At 66.6% G+C, this 17217-nt stretch carries 16 protein-coding genes; 3 read left to right on the forward strand and 13 right to left on the reverse strand.

What is annotated here, in order from left to right; all coding sequences use genetic code 11:
• Window positions 1-26 precede the first annotated feature (26 nt).
• From SLQ31_RS01720 to SLQ31_RS01730, 3 genes are read right to left on the reverse strand one after another with little or no spacing between them, the layout of a single operon-like run.
• Window positions 27-320 (reverse strand): hypothetical protein, encoded by a 294-nt coding sequence (locus SLQ31_RS01720; RefSeq protein ID WP_319429099.1) that lies wholly within the window; start codon window positions 318-320, stop codon window positions 27-29.
• Window positions 321-344: 24 nt separating this feature from the next.
• Window positions 345-1988 carry a SulP family inorganic anion transporter gene (locus tag SLQ31_RS01725; RefSeq protein WP_319429100.1) on the reverse strand — a complete coding sequence of 548 codons (1644 nt, stop codon included), beginning with the start codon at window positions 1986-1988 and terminating at the stop codon, window positions 345-347.
• Window positions 1985-2362, reverse strand: coding sequence for a metalloregulator ArsR/SmtB family transcription factor (locus SLQ31_RS01730; RefSeq protein ID WP_319429102.1), 378 nt, complete (start codon window positions 2360-2362; stop codon window positions 1985-1987). The genes SLQ31_RS01725 and SLQ31_RS01730 overlap by 4 nt, the downstream gene beginning before the upstream one ends.
• A gap of 107 nt (window positions 2363-2469) precedes the next feature.
• On the opposite strand from SLQ31_RS01730, the gene SLQ31_RS01735 reads away from it, so the two are divergent.
• Window positions 2470-3474 carry a PHP domain-containing protein gene (locus SLQ31_RS01735; protein WP_319429104.1) on the forward strand — a complete coding sequence of 335 codons (1005 nt, stop codon included), beginning with the start codon at window positions 2470-2472 and terminating at the stop codon, window positions 3472-3474.
• On the opposite strand, the gene SLQ31_RS01740 is transcribed toward SLQ31_RS01735, so the two are convergent.
• Window positions 3471-6365: an MMPL family transporter gene (locus SLQ31_RS01740; RefSeq protein WP_319429106.1), complete on the reverse strand. Its 2895-nt coding sequence runs from the start codon at window positions 6363-6365 to the stop codon at window positions 3471-3473. The two genes, SLQ31_RS01735 and SLQ31_RS01740, sit on opposite strands and share 4 nt — an antisense overlap.
• 61 nt (window positions 6366-6426) lie before the next feature.
• Complete coding sequence (locus tag SLQ31_RS01745) at window positions 6427-6852, reverse strand: MmpS family transport accessory protein (RefSeq protein WP_319429108.1); 426 nt, start codon at window positions 6850-6852, stop codon at window positions 6427-6429.
• Window positions 6853-6988: 136 nt separating this feature from the next.
• Here SLQ31_RS01745 and SLQ31_RS01750 point away from each other — a divergent pair, with 136 nt between their 5' ends.
• A complete protein-coding gene (locus SLQ31_RS01750) occupies window positions 6989-7642 on the forward strand; it encodes a TetR/AcrR family transcriptional regulator (RefSeq protein WP_319429110.1) in 654 nt (217 codons plus the stop codon).
• Here the strand turns inward: SLQ31_RS01750 and dinB are convergent.
• The 3 genes from dinB to SLQ31_RS01765 are packed head-to-tail and all read right to left on the reverse strand — an operon-like array spanning window position 7639 to window position 12132.
• The gene (gene dinB / locus SLQ31_RS01755) at window positions 7639-8847 is read right to left on the reverse strand and encodes a DNA polymerase IV (RefSeq protein ID WP_319429112.1); all 1209 of its coding nucleotides are present in this window, start codon (window positions 8845-8847) and stop codon (window positions 7639-7641) included. The genes SLQ31_RS01750 and dinB overlap by 4 nt on opposite strands.
• A gap of 23 nt (window positions 8848-8870) precedes the next feature.
• Window positions 8871-11405 carry a transglycosylase/D,D-transpeptidase PonA2 gene (ponA2, locus tag SLQ31_RS01760; protein WP_319429114.1) on the reverse strand — a complete coding sequence of 845 codons (2535 nt, stop codon included), beginning with the start codon at window positions 11403-11405 and terminating at the stop codon, window positions 8871-8873.
• A 55-nt stretch (window positions 11406-11460) separates the two neighbouring features.
• On the reverse strand, window positions 11461-12132 hold the full coding sequence (locus SLQ31_RS01765; RefSeq protein WP_319429116.1) for a TetR/AcrR family transcriptional regulator: 672 nt from the start codon (window positions 12130-12132) through the stop codon (window positions 11461-11463).
• Between the two features lie 71 nt (window positions 12133-12203).
• On the opposite strand from SLQ31_RS01765, the gene SLQ31_RS01770 reads away from it, so the two are divergent.
• Window positions 12204-13679 (forward strand): NAD(P)/FAD-dependent oxidoreductase, encoded by a 1476-nt coding sequence (locus tag SLQ31_RS01770; protein WP_319429118.1) that lies wholly within the window; start codon window positions 12204-12206, stop codon window positions 13677-13679.
• Between the two features lie 4 nt (window positions 13680-13683).
• On the opposite strand, the gene rraA is transcribed toward SLQ31_RS01770, so the two are convergent.
• The 5 genes from rraA to SLQ31_RS01795 all read right to left on the reverse strand — a co-directional run bounded on the left by rraA (window position 13684) and on the right by SLQ31_RS01795 (window position 16627).
• Window positions 13684-14157: a ribonuclease E activity regulator RraA gene (rraA, locus tag SLQ31_RS01775; protein ID WP_319429120.1), complete on the reverse strand. Its 474-nt coding sequence runs from the start codon at window positions 14155-14157 to the stop codon at window positions 13684-13686.
• A 2-nt stretch (window positions 14158-14159) separates the two neighbouring features.
• The gene (locus tag SLQ31_RS01780; RefSeq protein ID WP_319429122.1) at window positions 14160-14672 is read right to left on the reverse strand and encodes a nucleoid-structuring protein H-NS; all 513 of its coding nucleotides are present in this window, start codon (window positions 14670-14672) and stop codon (window positions 14160-14162) included.
• A 103-nt stretch (window positions 14673-14775) separates the two neighbouring features.
• On the reverse strand, window positions 14776-15237 hold the full coding sequence (locus SLQ31_RS01785) for a copper resistance protein CopC (RefSeq protein WP_413641853.1): 462 nt from the start codon (window positions 15235-15237) through the stop codon (window positions 14776-14778).
• 44 nt (window positions 15238-15281) lie between these two features.
• Window positions 15282-15971, reverse strand: a complete 690-nt coding sequence (locus SLQ31_RS01790; RefSeq protein ID WP_319429124.1) for a YcnI family protein — start codon at window positions 15969-15971, stop codon at window positions 15282-15284.
• Window positions 15971-16627 carry a DUF6474 family protein gene (locus SLQ31_RS01795; protein ID WP_319429126.1) on the reverse strand — a complete coding sequence of 219 codons (657 nt, stop codon included), beginning with the start codon at window positions 16625-16627 and terminating at the stop codon, window positions 15971-15973. Before SLQ31_RS01795 ends, SLQ31_RS01790 begins: the two co-directional genes overlap by 1 nt.
• Between the last annotated feature and the right edge of the window lie 590 nt (window positions 16628-17217).

Raw genomic sequence — 17217 nt, forward strand, 5'->3', positions numbered from 1 at the left:
GTAGTCCGATCCGGCGACCGGAGCTTCTAGCCGACGTCGACCGGGCTCCGCGACGTCGACGGCAGCGGGCCGTAGTAAATCGCGTCGCTGGTGCGCTCGGGTTGCGGCCGCATGGTCTTGGCCAGCCCGTGTACGAGCAGCCACTGGAGAGCCCCGACGAGGAGCAGCGGCCACACCGCACCGGCCAGAACCACCGGACCGACAGTGATGTGTCGCGTCGGCGTCTCGCGGCCGCGTGACCAAGCCGCGAATGCGATGGCTGCTGCGCCGACGAGCGCGGCGACACAGAGGTACATGATGACCCACTGGATAGTCGACATGGGAGGTCAAATACCCAGGCCGGTCTACGGGTAAACGACCGGGATGACGTGCGAGCGCGCGTGGGCGATCGCGTCATCGAGGGAATCGATCAGGTGGTTTTCGTGGCGCAGGACATCGAGGATGCCCATGTTGGCCAACAGGGCCATGTGCTCGGGCTGGACACCCTTGATGATGACGGTAATGCCGCGCGACTCAAGATCTTCCGCGATCTCGGCGAGGGTGTGGGCACCGGTGGCGTCCAACATTCCCAACTGTGACATGCGGATGATGACGACCGACACGTCCGGGTAGGCGGTGATCGAACTCGAGAGCCTTTCGGCCGCTCCGAAGAACATCGCGCCGTCCAACCGCAGCAATGCAATCCGCTCGTCTCCGGGCTGATACGGGCCGGGCAGGTCCTCGCGGACCACGCTGCTGCGGTGCGCCACTGTGCGCAGCGCGAAAAACGCCGCGACGACGATGCCGATCTCTACCGCCTCGATCAGGTCGAAGCACACAGTGACGACGGCAGTCAGCACGAATGTCAACGCGTCCGAGCGGGTCGAGCAAACGACCTTGCGTATGGTGCTTGCCGAGATCATCCGAAACGAGGTGACCATGAGTACACCGGCCAAGGCGGACAACGGAATTGCCGCGACAGGTCCGGTGGCCAGATACACCACCGCGAGCAACAGCAGCGAGTGCACGATGGCCGCCACCCTGGTGTGGGCCCCGGCCCGCACATTGACCGCGGTGCGGGCGATTGCGCCGGTGGCCGGCATGCCGCCGAAGAGTCCAGACGCCATCGAGGCCAGGCCCTGCCCGACCAGCTCGCGGTCGGGATCGTAGGGACCGGTCGGCGACATGGTGGCCGCCACGCGCGCCGACAGCAGTGATTCGATCGCGGCCAGCGCGGCGATCGCCACCGCGGCGCTGATCAGTGTGCGCAGCGCGGCGGGGTCGGCATGCGGCATGACCGGCGCCGGCAGATGTGATGGCAAGTTCCCTATCGTGCCCACCGGAAGATGGAAGGCGACCACGATGACCGTGGCCGCGACCACCGCGGCCAAGGATTCGGGAATCCCGCGATGCAGCCGCGGCAGACCCACCATCAGCACGGTGATGAAGCCCACGACGCCCAGGGTGCGCCACGCCGACGACCAGTCGGCGTGGGAGATGACCGTCCAGGCCGCGGGCAGAGTGCGTTGCCCGGCTGGGCCTGTGACGCCGAATGCGGCCGGCACCTGCTGCAGGAAGATGATGACCGCAATGCCGAGGGTGAAGCCCTCGATCACGGGCCACGGAATGAATGTCACCGCGCGACCGAAGCCGATGACGCCGGCAGCCAACACGATCACCCCAGCCAATACCGTGACGAGCGCGATGCTGCCGATGCCATGCTGGGCGACGATCGGGGCAAGCACCACCGCCATCGCGCCGGTCGGTCCAGACACCTGGACGTGTGAACCGCCGAACACTGCGGCAACCAGACCGGCGACCACGGCCGTGATCAACCCCGCGGCCGCCCCGACGCCGGAGCTGATCCCGAACGCAAGCGCCAGCGGCAGGGCCACCACACCGACCGTGACCCCAGCGATGATGTCGCGTCGCCAGGATCGTGGGAGGTCGGCGTAGTCGCTGCGGCGTGGCAGCAGCCGGGAGATCTGGCCGGCTGCCCTCGCGATCACCGCGGATTTCCGACCGGCGGCAGTGCGTCAAAGGCCGCGAGCTGTTGGTGTCGCGCGCGCAGGGTGTCGGCCAGAAAGCTACGGGCGGTGACGAGCAGCTCCCGGATCGAGGGATGAGCGAGCTCGTAATAGACCGCATTGCCAGCACGTTCGGCCGAAACAACGTGGTGGCGTTTGAGGACCGCCAGGTGCTGGGAGAGGAGCGTGGGCTCGATATCGGTGGCGGCGAGGATCTCGCTGACGGCGGTGGGCTGGGAATTCGCCGTCAGAATCTCCAGGACGCGGATCCGGGCGGGGTGGGCGAGGGCCTTGAAGAGGTTCGACTTGATTTCGTAGAGCGGCCGCTCGGTGCCGCCGGGAAAGCTGGTGGGCACGGCGATCCTCGATTTGAGTACTTGATGGATTGAAGAAACTCTCAATAGGTTAGCCGGGGTGGCCGCGTAAAGCCAACTCGTGCGGCCGACCCGGGCACACTGGAGGCATGGACCCGGTGGCCGCGCTGCGCGAGATCGCGTACTACAAAGACCGGGCGCGCGAGGATTCCCGGCGGGTGATGGCCTACCGAAAGGCCGCCGATGTCGTCGAGGCCCTGGACGAACCGAGCCGCGAGCGGCACGGCCGCGCCAACAGCTGGCAGTCGCTGCCCGGTATCGGACCGAAGACCGCGAAGGTGATCGCGCAGGCCTGGGCCGGCCAGGAGCCCGATTCGCTGGTCGAATTGCGAAGCAGCGCAGCCGACCTCGGTGGCGGTGAGATTCGGGCCGCATTGCGCGGTGACCTGCACCTGCATTCGAACTGGTCGGACGGATCGGCCCCGATCCACGAGATGCTTTGCACCGCCGCCGCGTTGGGCCACGAGTACTGCGCGCTCACCGACCACTCACCGCGGCTGACCATCGCCAACGGGCTGTCCGCCGACCGGCTGCGCCAGCAGCTCGACGTCATCGACGAGCTGCGCGAGGAACTGGCGCCGTTTCGGATTCTCACCGGAATCGAGGTCGACATCCTCGACGACGGCGCCCTCGACCAGGAACCTGAACTGCTGGAACGGCTCGACATCGTGGTCGCCAGCGTGCACTCCAAACTGGCGATGGACGAACCGGCGATGACCCGGCGGATGGTGCGCGCGGTGTCCGACGCGCGGGTCAACGTCCTAGGCCACTGCACCGGCCGACTGGTGACGGGCAACCGCGGCACGCGGGCGGAATCGAAATTCGACGCCGAGAAGGTGTTCACCGCGTGCCGAGACAACAACACCGCCGTCGAGATCAACTCGCGCCCCGAGCGCCGTGACCCGCCGACCCGGCTGCTCAAGCTGGCGTTGGAGATCGGCTGCGACTTCTCGATCGACACCGACGCCCACGCGCCGGGCCAGCTGGACTTCCTCGGCTATGGTGCGCAGCGCGCGCTCGACAGCGGTGTTCCGATCGACCGGATCATCACCACCTGGCCCGTCGAGAAGCTGGTGAGCTGGGCAGCAAGTTAATTGCCCACCGGCGACAGGGCGCGATCCCGGCTCGGCCAGGGCTGCGGTACCGGGCGCGGTCGCACCCGTTGCGGCCACCAGAACCAGCGGCCGAGAAGTGCTGCCAGCGAAGGTGTTAGCAGCGAACGCACCACCAGCGTGTCGAACAGCAGGCCGAGGCCGATCGTCGTCCCCACCTGACCGATGACGATCATGTCGCTGATCGCCATCGAGATCATGGTGAAGGCGAACACCAGGCCTGCTGATGTCACCACCGATCCGGTGCCCGCCATCGAGCGGATGATGCCGGTCTTGAGCCCGGCGTGGTATTCCTCCTTCATCCGGGACACCAGCAGCAGGTTGTAATCCGCACCGACCGCGAGCAGCACGATGACAGACATCGGCAGCACCATCCAGTGCAGTGGGATGCCGATCAGGTGCTGCCACAACAACACCGAAAGACCAAAGGCACTACCAAGGCTCAGCACGACCGTGCCGACGATGACCGCCGCGGCAGCGATGGCACGGGTCAGCACCACCATGATCAGGAAGATCAGGATCAACGATGCGACCGCCGCGATGAGCAGGTCGTAGTCGGCGCCCAGCTGCATGTCCTTGTTCATCGCGGCGCTGCCGCCCACGTAGACCGTCGAACCCTCCAGTGGCGTGCCCTTGATGGCGTCGACGGCGGCGATGCGCAGCGGTTCGATATGCGACGTGCCCTGCTCGCTCAGTGGATCACCCTGGTGATTCACCGTGAACCGCACGGCGTGACCGTCGGGTGAGATGAACAGCTTCATCCCGCGCTGGAAGTCGGCCGTTCCGAACGCTTCCGGAGGCAGATAGAACGTGTCGTCGTTGTGCGCCGCGTCGAACGCCTTGCCCATCGCCGTGGCGTTCTCCTGCTGGGCCATGTTCTGATCCTGCTGAGCCTTCTGCGCCTGATACTGGTTGAGCATCATTTGCTTCTGGTTCTTCATCGTCTGAATCTGCGCCGGCAGCACCGCGGCCATCTGGGGCGTCAAGTCGGCCATATGCTCGATGTCGGGCACCAGGTCCTGAAAGTCGTCCGACATTTTGCCGATACCGTCGAGGCTGTCGAAAACCGACCGCAGCGCCCAGCACATCGGGATGTCGAAACAGTGCGGTTCCCAATAGAAGTAGTTGCGGAGCGGGCGGAACTGGTCATCAAAGTCGGCGAGGTGATCCCGAACGTCGGCGATGTCAACGGACGTGCCCTTCATCTTATCCGCCATCCGACGCGTCACGGCGGCCAATTCCAGCGTGATGCTGTACATCTGGCTCATCGAGTCGATGGACACCTGCATGTCATTGGCCTGTTTGAGCGTGTTCTCCAACACCGTCTGCTGATAGTCGTTGTTCAGCAGCTGGCCGGTACCGCTCTGGCTCATCGTGTAGGCGAGCGAGGCATGTTCGATCGGCTTACCGTCGGGCCGGGTAATCGTCGTCACCTGCGCGATGCCGCTCACCCGTGCCATGGCTTTGGCGATCTTGTCGATCACCAGGAAGTCCGCGGGATTGCGCAGATCGTGATCGGCCTCCACCAGCACCAACTCCGGGTTCATCTTGGCCTCGGAGAAGTGCCGGTCTGCGGCCGCCTGACCGACGTTGGCCGGGATGTCGGCGGGCAGGTAGATGCGATCGTTGTAGGTCGTGTGGTACCCGGGCAGCGCAAGCAGGCCCACGAGGCACAGCACGATGGCGAAGACCAACACGGCCCCGGGCCAGCGGACAGTCGCCGCACCGACTCGGCGCCAGCCGCGAGACTTGCTCTTGCCCTTCGGTTCCAGCACTTTGCCGAAGCGGGTGACGATCGAGATGACCGCGGGTCCCAACGTCAGCGCGGCGGCGACCACGACCGTCATGCCGACCGCCAGCGGAATGCCCATGGTCTGGAAGTACGGCAACCGGGTGAAGTGCAGGCAGAGTGTCGCACCGGCGATGGTCATCCCTGATGCCAGCACCACGTGCGCCGTGCCGTGGTACATGTCGTAGTACGCCGACTCGCGGTCCTTGCCGTTGCGCCGCGCCTCTTGATATCGACCGATCAAGAAGATCGCATAGTCGGTGGCCGCCGCGATGGCCAGTGTCACAACCATATTCGTCGCGAACGTGGTCAGCCCGAACACGTTGTGAAAGCCGAGGAAGGCGACGGCACCTGTTGAAGCGGACAGGCCGACGATCACCATGCCCAGCGTGATCAACGTCGTGACGAAAGATCGGTAGATGAGCAGCAACATGATGGTGATGACGCCGAACGTGAGCGCCTCGATCGTCTCCATGCTGGCATCGCCGACCGCGTTCTGATCCGTCGTCGTCGCCGATGGACCCGCCACATAGGCCTTGACCCCGGGCGGCGCGTGGGCATCGGCGACGAGATGTCGTACGGCTTCCACAGATTCGTTGGCTAAGGCCTCACCCTGGTCGCCGCTGATATACACCTGGACGTAAGAGGCCTTGCCGTCGATACTTTGGGCCCCGGCCGCCGTGAGCGTGTCACCCCAGAAGTCCTGGACATGCTGCACGTGCGTGGTGTCGGCGCGCAGGTCGCGAACAATTTCGTCGTAGAACGCGTGCGCGTCGGGACCCAAGGGCTTGTCACCCTCGAGCACGATCATCACTGAGCTGCTGGTCTTGTACTCGCCGAACACCTCACCCACACGTTTGATCGCGATGAGTGAGGGTGCGTCGTTGGGGCTCATCGACACCGCGCGCATCTTGCCCACCTCGGCGAGCTGAGGCACAGTGCCGGTCAGGATTCCGATCAGGGCGATCCACGCCAGCACGATCGGGATCGCGAAGATCCGGATGAATCGTGGCAGCGCGGGGCGTTTGACGGTCCGGGCCGGCGGGGCGGCGTCGCGCGGAGCGTCGTCGAGGAGCGTGCTCATGCGATGCCCTCGCAGGCTCGGGTCTCGCATGCCGGTTCAATTATTCGCTTGCAAGCGGCGCTCATGCCGCCTTCACCAAGCAGTACGTCGCGGCGTTCACTCCCTGGGCCGTCCTTTCGTCCTTGACTTCGTCGTCGACGAGGACGCGACAGCCGATCGATTGACCGTCCCCCTGCACCAACAGATTTGGCATGACCGACGGCACCGTCGTCTCGAGCCGCAGGGACCACGGCAGACTGACTTCACCCGTCCGCTGCGGCAAGCCATTGAGATCGGTGTAGTTGATGACTGCGCTGTCTGCCGAGCCGAAGACTTCGTAGACGACGACTTTCGGATTGAACTTGGCCGCGGTGTCCGAACCCACCGGTGTCACCACCGCGCCGTCGGAGCCGAATACCGACCGAAACTGGCTCACGCTCGCGACGCCGACCACGACGGCCACCACCATCAGAGCGGGCAGCCAGATGCGTTTAAGTACCGCAATCACATTCAGGCCTTTCCACGATGTGACGGCCGCAAGTCGGGCGACGGCGGGGTGACCTAGCTAGGCAATCTAAGGGGATAAGTGGATAGAGTCAATCCGGTTCTTGGTTTTCGTAAGGCAGGTCACTAAACTCGGCGGCGTGGTTGACAAACCGTGCCGCGGGCTGCGCAAGGACGCCGAGCGCAACCGGCAGCGGATCATCGAAGCCGCGCGTGAGCTATTCGCCGTGCGCGGTTTAGAAGCGACGCTCAACGACGTCGCCCACCACGCCAACGTCGGGGTGGGCACGGTGTACCGGCGGTTCGCCACCAAAGAGGAACTGCTCGACGCGATTTTCGAAGACGGTATCGACCAGGTCGTCTGCCTGGCGGAATCAGCTCTGCGGCAGGATAATTCGTGGGACGGTTTCGTCTGGTTCGTCGAGCAACTCTGCGAATTGACGGCACGGGACCGCGGTCTGCGGGAGATGGTCTACAGCTCGGCCTACGGCGGCCATGGCGTCGAGTGCGCGCGGTTGCGCCTCACGCCGCCGATCTCGAAACTCGTCGAACGGGCCCGTGACGACGGCTATCTGCGACCGGATGCCGAGCCCACCGACATGCCGATCCTGGGCATGCTCGCGGGCACCGTCAGCGAATGGGCCGGTCACGTCGACCCCGAACTGTGGCGGCGGTACGTAGCTCTGCTGCTCGACGGCATGCGCCACCACGAGGGGCGGCAGCCGCTGCCCGTCAAGGCGCTGTGCGACGACCGGATGGATGCGGCGATGCGCGGGTGGCACCCTGCCGGCTAATCCGGCAGCTGCGGCATTTCCCATCCGGGATCACGGCCTACCAGCACGCCCCGGATCAGCACCCCATTGCCGTAGCGGCGACGCACCTGATCGACCGCCGCATCCAGGTCCACCATGTCAGCGCGCCCGCCGGCCAATGGCAGCTCCAGCTGCTGAGCCCCGCCGGAGTCGATATTGGACACCGCGAACCCGATCAACGTGATGCCCCGCTCGGCGATCAGCGGCTCGGCAGCGGCGACCAGACCACGCGCGGCGGCCAGGATCGGTTCCGTCGACCCCGTGGCTCTGGCCATGGTGTGCGAGCGGGTGACGCGGGTGAAGTCGTCAAAACGTAAGCGCAACACCACGGTTCGGCCAGTTCGTTGTGCCGAGCGCATCCGGCGGGTGATCCTGTCGACGAGCCCGATCACCACGGCATCCAGCTCGGCGAGCGTCCTGCGCTGACGACCCAGCGCACGCTGGGCGCCCACCGAACGGCGGCGGTGCGCGGTGTTGACCCGGCGGCGGTCGATATTGCGCGACAGGCAATACAGCTGCCGCCCCATCGCCGGTCCGACCATCGAGCCGAGCATCGACTCGGACAGTTCGGCGACCTGGGCGACGGTTTCGATGCCGTGCGATCCCAGCTTGTCGGCCGTCTTGGGGCCCACGCCCCAGAGCCGGCGCACCGGCAGGGGATGCAGGAACGCCAGCTCCGCGTCCGGCCGCACCAGCAGCAGACCGTCCGGCTTGGCTTCCTGGCTGGCGACCTTGGCCAAGAACTTGGTGCGGGCGATGCCCACCGTGATGGGCAACCCCACCCGGTCTCGCACCTGTTCGCGCAGGCGCGCCCCGATCTCGATCGGATCACCCGACAACCGCTGCAGCCCGGCCACGTCGAGGAAGGCCTCGTCCACCGACAGCGGCTCGACCAGGGGTGTGGTGTCCCGGAAGACCTCGAAGACGTCGTCACTGGCTTGGCTGTACGCCGACATCCGCGGTGCGACGACCACCGCGGTGGGGCACAGCCGCCGGGCCTGGTGACCGCCCATCGCGGTGCGCACCCCGTAAGCCTTGGCCTCGTAACTGGCGGCCAGCACCACACCGCCGCCCACGATCACCGGACGACCGCGCAGCGTGGGGTCATCGCGCTGCTCGACCGACGCGTAGAACGAGTCGAGATCAGCGTGCAGGATGGTCGCCTGACCGCCGCCGGACACGAACATATGTTCGCATGCGGGTCCGACAGCTAGGCCGGGGGTGGCAGTGCGTCAGGCCCCGGCGGTGGCGGCTCCGGAGCGGGCGGCGGCGGTGGCGGCGGTGGCGGTTCGGGCGGCGGAGGTGGGGGTGGCGGCGGCGGTGGCCACATCGGCAGCGTGATCGGCGGCAGGCCGGGAATGTTGATCACGTTGACGTCCGGTGGTGGTGCGTCCAGCGGCGGGGGAGGCGGCGGCGGGACCGCATCCGGCGGCGGAGCGGGCGGGATCCCGTTGCTGGTGTTGATCGTGATGATCGATCCCGGAATGGTCTTGCCCGTCGGGGTGGTGCCGACCACCGCACCCCGCGACGAGAAGCTGTTGATCGGGGTTGGCAGGTCGGCGACCTGGAAACCGGCGTCCCGCAGTCGTTTCCGCGCAGCGTCGAAGCTCAGGCCGGTGATGCTGGGTACTGTGCTGCCCGGGCCGCCTTCGACGTAGCGCGGGCTGGTGGGCGGCAGTGCGATCGGGCCGAAGTCTCCTGCAACCGGCTTCATCGCCAGGAACCAGGTTCGCGCCGGCTCGTTGCCGCCGTACAGATTTCCGTAGCCGCACTTGCGCAGCGGGAATGAGCACAGCCCGCCGGGGTTGGTGGAATCGTCGAAAATGTAGTTCGCCGCGGCGTACTGGTTGGTGAAGCCCAGAAACCCTGACGAGCGGTGCGATTCGGTGGTGCCGGTCTTGCCCGACATCGGCAGGCTCCAGCCCACCGAGCCGGCCGAACCCGCCGCGGTGCCGCCGGTGACGTCTTTGGACAGCCCATTGGCGAGCGTGTTGGCCAGCCCGTCCGGCACAACCTGCTCGCAGGACTGGGTCTCGACGGACACTTCGCGGCCGTCGCGGTCGAAGATCTTGTCCACCGGACTGGGCGGGCACCAGATGCCACCTGATGCCAATGTGGCTGCCACATTGGATAATTCGAGTGCATTCAACTCGAACGGGCCGAGGGTGAACGAGCCGAGGTTCTGGCGTTTGATGAAATCGGCCAGGCTCTCGTTGCTGTCCGGGTCGTAGGCACGCGCGGTGCCCGGTTCGGCGTAGGACCGCAATCCCAACTTGACCGCCATGTCCACCGCGCGTTGCACGCCGACCTGCCCGATCAGCCGGGCGAATGCCGTGTTGGGCGACTGAGCCAGCGCATCCGTCACGCTCATCGGGCTGCGGTAGTTACCGGCGTTCTTCACACACCAGGTCTCCTTGGGGCAGCCCGGGGTGTTACTGCTGCCCAACCCTTTGCCCTGGAACTGTGCCGGAACCTCGAGCTGCGCATTGATCCCCATGCCCATGTCGAGGGCGGCCGCGGTGGTGAAGATCTTGAAGATCGACCCGGCACCGTCGCCGGCCAACGAGAAGGGCTGGGGCTGCACGGTTTGGCCGGCGTCGAGCTGCAGGCCGTAGTTGCGGTTGTCACCCATCGCGAGGACTTTGTGGCTGGTCTTGCCGGGCTGGATGACGCTCATCACGCTGGCGACCCCGTCCAGCGTCGGGCTGGCGACGGTGTCGATCGCCTTCTTCACGCTGTTCTGGACGTTCGGGTCCAAGGTGGTCCGGATCAGGTAGCCGTTGCGCGCCACATCATCCTTGGACAGCCCCGCGCGGGCCAGATATTGCAGCACGTAGTCGCAGAAGAAACCGCGGTCGCCGGCCGCGATGCAGCCCTGCGGCAGGCTGTTCGGTTGGGGCAGGATGCCCAGCGGTTCCTGACGGGCGGCGCGCAACGCGTCGGCGAACCTCGGCTCGTTGTCGATCAGCGTGTCCAGCACCAGATTGCGGCGAGCCAGCGCGGCTTCGTGGTTGGTGTAGGGGTTCAGTGCACTGGTCGACTGCACGATCCCGGCCAGCAGTGCGGCCTGCTGCCAGTTGAGGTCGGTGGCATTGACGCCGAAGTACGTTTTGGCGGCGTCCTGCACCCCGTAGGCGCCGTTGCCGAAGTAGACCAGGTTCAGGTACCGGGTGAGGATCTCGGGTTTCGAGAGCGCTCTGTCCAGTGCCAGCGCCATCCGGATCTCACGCAGCTTGCGCGCCGGTGTCGTCTCGATCGCCGCCCGCCGTTCGGCATCAGTCTGGGCGTTGACCAACAGGTTGTAGTTCTTGACGTACTGCTGCTCGATCGTCGACCCGCCACGGGTGTCGAGATCACCCCTGAGGTAACCGGCGAGACCGGTCAGGGTGCCCTGAACATCGACGCCGTTGTGATCGGCGAAGCGCTTGTCCTCGATCGATACGATCGCCAACTTCATGGTGTCGGCGATCCGATCGCTGGGCACCGGCCAACGGCGTTGCGCGTAGATCCAGGCGATCGGGTTTCCCGCGGCGTCGACCATCGTCGAGACCGTGGGCACCTCGCCGGTCATCAGGTCCGCGGAATCCTGCGCCGCTACATCGGAGGCATGGTTGACGACGATCCCCGCACCGCCGGCGAGCGGAAAGAGCATGGCCGCCACCAAGACACCGGCCAGCACGCAGCACAGCGCGAGCTTGGCAACGGTGGCCCCCGCAGAGGGCGTAGTGGGGTGTGGCTCCGGCACCCCGCAAGACTAGGGCCACCCGGACTGGACGCGAATCCAATATGCGAAGCCGGAATCAAACCGAGGCCGCGGAGGCCCCAGAGACCTTAGTCCCGCCGTAGATGCTGGCGATCCAGATGTGGGCAAGGGCTTCCAGGGCGGGGCCCTCCGGCAGCATCGGCTGCTGGCCGCGCTGGGCGGCGACCACCACGCGCTCGTTCATCAGGTTGAGCGCCGCCGCCAGGTCGCGCGCCGGGATGGTGTTGGGCGCCGCCCCCCGCTCCCGCTCCTTGGTGATCAGCCCGGCGGTGTAGTCGATCCAGCCGGTCATGAACGTCGTCCACATATCCCGCAGCTCGGCGTTGGCGGTCATGGCGTCGAGGCCGGCGAGCACAACCGCACGATGGGGACGCAGCGAGTCGAAGAAGGCGTAGATACCGTCGCGCCAGCCTTGCTGGGAGTCCTCGGTGTCGCTGTCGGTCGGTTGCTGTTGCCGGGCGCCGGGGGCGGTGATCGCACGGGCGAACAACCGCACGAGCACCGCGTCCTTGGAGGCGAAATAGAAGTAGAACGTCGGGCGGGACAGGCCTGCACCCTTGGCGAGGTCGTCCACCGAGATCTCGGTGAACGGCCGCTGCTCGAGCATGTCTTCCAGCGTCCGCAAGATGGCCGCCTCGCGATCGTCCCCCGAGGGACGGGTCGCTCGACGGCCGCGAATGCGGGTCGGACTGGCAGCTGGCACGGCCATTACTTTACAGGGTGTTGAATTTTTCAACAGACCGTTGACCTATTCAACACAGTGTTGATAGCGTGACCGGCATGACTGAACACGTCGATGTCGTGATCGTGGGCGCCGGTATCTCCGGGATCAGCGCTGCCTGGCATCTGCAGGACCGCTGCCCGTCGAAGAGCTACCTGATCCTGGAGCGCCGGGAGAATCTCGGCGGCACCTGGGACCTGTTCAAATACCCCGGCATCCGGTCGGACTCGGACATGTACACCCTCGGCTTCCGGTTCAAGCCATGGACGTCGGAGCAGTCGATCGTCGACGGCCCGTCGATCCTGCAGTACCTCAAGGACGCGGCCCACGAGAACGGCATCGACAAGCACATGCGCTTCGGCCACCAGGTGTTGGCTGCCAACTGGTCCGACGCCGAAAGCCACTGGGAGCTGACGGTCAACGCCGGCGGCGAAGAAATCCAGATCACCTGCTCGTTCCTGCTGGCCTGCAGCGGCTACTACAACTACGACGAGGGCTACAGCCCCGAATTCCCCGGCGCGCAGGACTTCGGCGGCACCCTCGTGCACCCGCAACACTGGCCAGAAGATTTGGACTACGCGGGCAAGAAGGTCGTCGTGATCGGTAGCGGTGCGACAGCCGTGACCCTGATCCCCGCGTTGATCGACAGCGGCTCAGGCAAGGTCACGATGCTGCAGCGGACCCCGACTTATATTGCGCCGCAACCCGATAAGGACAAGTTCGCGGGCCGCGTCAACCAATTGCTGCCGCCGAAGGCTGCTTACCCGATCGCGCGCTGGAAGGCCATCGGCCGCAGCACGCTGTACTACCAGCTCGCGCGCCGGTTCCCGAACTTTTTCCGCAAGCAATTGCGGACCCTGGCCGAGCGGCGCCTACCCGAGGGCTACGACTTCGACAAACACTTCAGCCCCTCGTACAAGCCGTGGGATCAGCGGGTGTGCGCAGCGCCCAACGGCGATCTGTTCCGCGCCATTCGCAAGGGCAAAGCGGATGTGGTCACCGACACCATCGTGCGGTTCGACGCGACGGGTATCGAGCTGACCTCCGGGGAGCATCTCGATGCCGACATCATCGTCACCGCGACCGGTCTCAACGTCCAATTCTTCGGTGGCGCAAAGGTTTTACGCAATGGTGCGCCTATCGACATGGCGGGGTCGCTGGCCTACAAGGGCATGATGCTCACCGGGCTGCCGAACGTCGTGTTCACCTTCGGCTACACCAACGCCTCGTGGACCCTCAAGGCCGACCTGACGTCAGAGTTCGTCGCCCGGCTGCTGAACTACATGGATGCCAACGGCTTCGACACCGTCGTGCCGCAGGATCCGGGCGACACGATAGAACGTCGACCGTTCGTCGATCTGGCGTCGGGCTATCTCCGGCGCTCACTGCACGAGCTGCCGAAGTCGGGGTCGGTGGCGCCGTGGCAGGTGCACCAGAACTACTTCCTGGACCTGCGCGCGATCCGTCAGGACAGGATCGACAACGACGCCTTGCACTTCACCAAAAACCGTGTGGTGAAACCGGTTAACGCCTGACGGCTCAGATAACCACGATGCCGTCGTCGTCGCTGTAGGCCAGCTCGCCGGGAGCGAAGCTGACGCCGCCGAAGCTGACGGTGATATCGCGTTCACCGGCACCGGTCTTGGTGCTCTTGCGGGGATTGGTTCCCAGCGCCTTGATGCCGATGTCGAGCGTGCGAAGCGTCGCCGCGTCTCGCACGGCGCCGTGCACGATGAGCCCCGCCCAGCCGTTGGAGCGGGCGAGTTCGGCGATGAGATCACCGACCAGCGCGGTGTGCACCGAGGCATCACCGTCGATCACCAGGACGCGGCCGTCGCCCGGCTCGGACAACACCGATTTCAACAGGGCGTTGTCCTGGAAGCAGCGGACCGTGCTGATCGGTCCGGAGAATTCGGCGCGGCCACCGAACTGACGGAACTGGACATCGCAGCTGCGCACCTCGGGTCCGATGTCGTCGACGAGGTCGGCAGTGGCGCGGAAAGTGACGGTCATGCTCACTCCGCGTGCCGGTGGCGCAGGCGGCGCACCAGCAGGGCGAGCAGCAGGGTCGCCGCAATGGCCACCGCGAACGGCAGCGGAGAGCGCCCGGGCGAGGGGGCGGGCACCGGCACCGGCGGCGACACCGGGTTGGCGGCCTGCTCCACCGATGACTTGGCGTTGGCTGCCGCGGCGCGGGCGCCCACAGCGAGCGTCGGCGAGCCATTGTCGGCGGCGAGCGTCGGCGAGCCATTGTCGGCGGCGAGCGTCGGCGAGCCATTGTCGGCGGCGAGCGTCGGCGAGCCATTGCTCTCGGCCTTCTTCGCCGGCGCAGTTGTGGGCGGAACCTTCTTGGCGGGAGCGGTGGCCCCCGCGGCCTTGGCCGGCGCCTTCTTGGCGGGCGCCTTCTTCACCGCCTTCTTCGCCGCCTTCTTGGCCGGCTGCTTTTTGGCAGCGGCCTTCTCTGGGGGCGGCGGCCCCGGCGGCGTGGCGGCCCGGCTCTCGTCGGGCTGATCCTGCGCATCGGCCATCTGGCTGCTCCTTTGCAATATCTAGTCGCGAACGCCAGCAGTGGCACCCATCATGCCAGGCGGGGGCCGGCTGTCCGGCCCTGCTCACCGGCGTGGGCCAGCGTCACGATCGGCGGAGCCGCGACCACATGACGCCACAGGCGATCACTGCCGCGGCGCCGAGAACGAAGGGCCAGACCGGGAGGGCCCGCTCGGAGGTGTGGGTCGACGCCGCCGCAGGCGGGCCGGGTGTACCACTGCCAGCCGCGGTCAAGGTGAACGACCAGGAGCCGGACACGACGTGGCCGTCGGCAGAGGTGACCCGGTAGTTCACGGTGTAGCTCCCGGCCGGGCCGAGCGGGCGCACGCGTGTGCTGACCACCGCGCCTTGTACCTGCGGGGTGCCATCGGACCAAAGGTTCCCGTCGGGTCCGACGACGGTCATCGCGGCGAAGTCGGTGTGCAGCGCTTCGTTGAAGGTGGCGCTGACTCGCGACGGTGGGCTGGCCAGCGATGCATCGGGCGCTGGGTCGGCGGCAATCCGCACGGCGTGAGCCGAGGCCACCGCCATTCCGGTCATCGCCATGCCGGCGATCAGCAGGGCGGTCGCGAGAACGCGCCGGATGGCCGTCAAGTCCGTCGGCGGGCCACCGCGACGCCGACGCCGATCGCGGCCACCAGCAGGGCACCGCCGGCCAGGGCGCGGGCGGTGTTATCCGCGCCGGCAGTGGGTTCGGCGTGCTCACCCGAAGTCGGCGCGGCACTGACCGACGGGGCTGTGGTGGGTGCGGGGGCCGCGGGCGCCGCGTGCCGCTCCTTGGGAGCAGGCGGAGCGGAAATCAGCGCCAGCACCGGCGCTGGGTAGTCGGGCTCGTCGCCGTTGGGCAGCGGCGGCTGGTTCCAGTGCACGACCGTCCCGTCGGCGTACGTCTGATCCACCGGGAACGTCGCGGAATCGTTGTCCGGCAACTTGATCGAGATCGCGAACAACTCGAACTGGCCCACCCCGATGCCCGCGTTCGGCGCCGCGGTGAAGGTGACGGATCGGTACGTGCCGGTGCCGGCGTCGCGGTCCAGGGCAGCGGTCCAGCCGGCCATCACATCGGTGCTGGCCGACGCGACGTCGGGCAGTGAGATTGTGACTTTCGTAGTGGGAGAGCCCTTTTCGGATTCATTCGGCACCTGGAAAGTGACCAGTGCGTAGTCGCCGCGCACCGGGTGGTCGGCATCGACGTGGACGTGCGCGTCGGCCGTCGCCGCAGTTAACCAAGAACCCAGGATCAGCGCGGCGGTGAGCGCGCCCGCCTTAGCGAGGCGCATCACAGCACGCCGAGGCGCGCCATCAGGTCGGCCTCGATACCGTCGAGCTGCTCGGCGATCGCAGCATGGGCGTCCCTGCGCCGTGGTCCTGGCATGTTCTCCGCGGCGGTGACGGCCGCGGACAACGCGGACAGTCGTTCGGTCAGCGCGGCGACGAACTGTTTGGTCTCACTATCTTTCGGCTTTTTCTCGGCCACCTGCCGCAGCGAGTTTTCGGCGCCGCCGATGCGCGCCGACAACTGCCCGCCGACCCCGGAGAACTGACCGAGCTGGCTCAGTGGCACGCCGAGACGATCGGCACGGCGTTCGTCGATTGCCCCCCGTGCCGCGATGGCGGCGCGGTAGACCACGGGCACGACCACAGGGGCCAGCAGCCGGGACACCGTCAGCGCGCGCCGGATCCGGGTGGGGGACAGAAGTTTGCCTTCGCGGGCTGCCTTCAGTTGCGCTTCGGCAACTTTGACCGCGGTTCGGTCGGCGTCGCGCGCGACCTTCAACTGGGCCCTGATCGCCTTGTTCTCGGAACGCTCGGCGGATTTGATGCGACGCACCTCGTTTTTGGCCGAATGCTTGGCATCGAGCTTGGCGCGGGCCTTGATCGCTCGAGCCTCCGCGCGGCGCGTCGCACGGCTTTTGCGCTTGGTGAACAGGCCCATACCTGATGCCTCCAGAGTAGGTCGTCGGCGATCGGCGAGGCGCGCTCGCGATCGGGTCAGCTAACCCTATCGCCCGGCCCAACGGGCCCTATCACGACCTGCGGATATGCCACAATGATCTGCAAACCATCCGACGCGGCGCCACCTGCGCCGCTAACTCGAGGAACGTCGTGAACCGCTCGCCAATGAGGGCCGCAGCGATTAGCTGGGTGATCGCGTGCGGTTTGCTCTGCGGCGGTACGGGCGTGCTCTGGGCGACACCGGCCGGCGCCGACCCCGGCACGGTTGGTAACAGCCACGACAGGCAAGGCGCCGGTGGTGGTTCCGATAGCAACGATGCGCGCCCCGGGGGCCATCGACCCGGCGGCCCAGGAAAGCCCCGCGGCGACGACGCCACGCCGGGTTCGGGTAGTCGCGGCCATTGGCATCCCGGCCATCACAACTGGCCACATTCCGACGGGTCGCATTCAGACTGGTCGCAGCACGGCTGGCCGCATCGCGGCAGGTGGCTGCGCCTGCTGCCCCCGGGGAAGGCGGAGGTTCCTCCGTTCTCGCTACCACCAGACCCGCAGATGCATCGGCCGCCACCG

The organism is Mycobacterium sp. RTGN5, from assembly GCF_033804465.1.
Taxonomy (GTDB): domain Bacteria; phylum Actinomycetota; class Actinomycetes; order Mycobacteriales; family Mycobacteriaceae; genus Mycobacterium.

Excerpts from the sequence above, each read along its gene's own strand:
- SLQ31_RS01765 (WP_319429116.1), bottom strand. The coding sequence starts at position 12,132 with ATGGCCGTGCCAGCTGCCAGTCCGACCCGCATTCGCGGCCGTCGAGCG.
- SLQ31_RS01785 (WP_413641853.1), bottom strand. The coding sequence starts at position 15,237 with ATGGCGATGACCGGAATGGCGGTGGCCTCGGCTCACGCCGTGCGGATT.
- SLQ31_RS01770 (WP_319429118.1), top strand. The coding sequence starts at position 12,204 with ATGACTGAACACGTCGATGTCGTGATCGTGGGCGCCGGTATCTCCGGG.
- SLQ31_RS01780 (WP_319429122.1), bottom strand. The coding sequence starts at position 14,672 with ATGGCCGATGCGCAGGATCAGCCCGACGAGAGCCGGGCCGCCACGCCG.
- SLQ31_RS01795 (WP_319429126.1), bottom strand. The coding sequence starts at position 16,627 with ATGGGCCTGTTCACCAAGCGCAAAAGCCGTGCGACGCGCCGCGCGGAG.
- dinB (WP_319429112.1), bottom strand. The coding sequence starts at position 8,847 with ATGTTCGTGTCCGGCGGCGGTCAGGCGACCATCCTGCACGCTGATCTC.
- SLQ31_RS01735 (WP_319429104.1), top strand. The coding sequence starts at position 2,470 with ATGGACCCGGTGGCCGCGCTGCGCGAGATCGCGTACTACAAAGACCGG.
- SLQ31_RS01720 (WP_319429099.1), bottom strand. The coding sequence starts at position 320 with ATGTCGACTATCCAGTGGGTCATCATGTACCTCTGTGTCGCCGCGCTC.
- SLQ31_RS01740 (WP_319429106.1), bottom strand. The coding sequence starts at position 6,365 with ATGAGCACGCTCCTCGACGACGCTCCGCGCGACGCCGCCCCGCCGGCC.
- SLQ31_RS01790 (WP_319429124.1), bottom strand. The coding sequence starts at position 15,971 with ATGCGCCTCGCTAAGGCGGGCGCGCTCACCGCCGCGCTGATCCTGGGT.
- rraA (WP_319429120.1), bottom strand. The coding sequence starts at position 14,157 with ATGACCGTCACTTTCCGCGCCACTGCCGACCTCGTCGACGACATCGGA.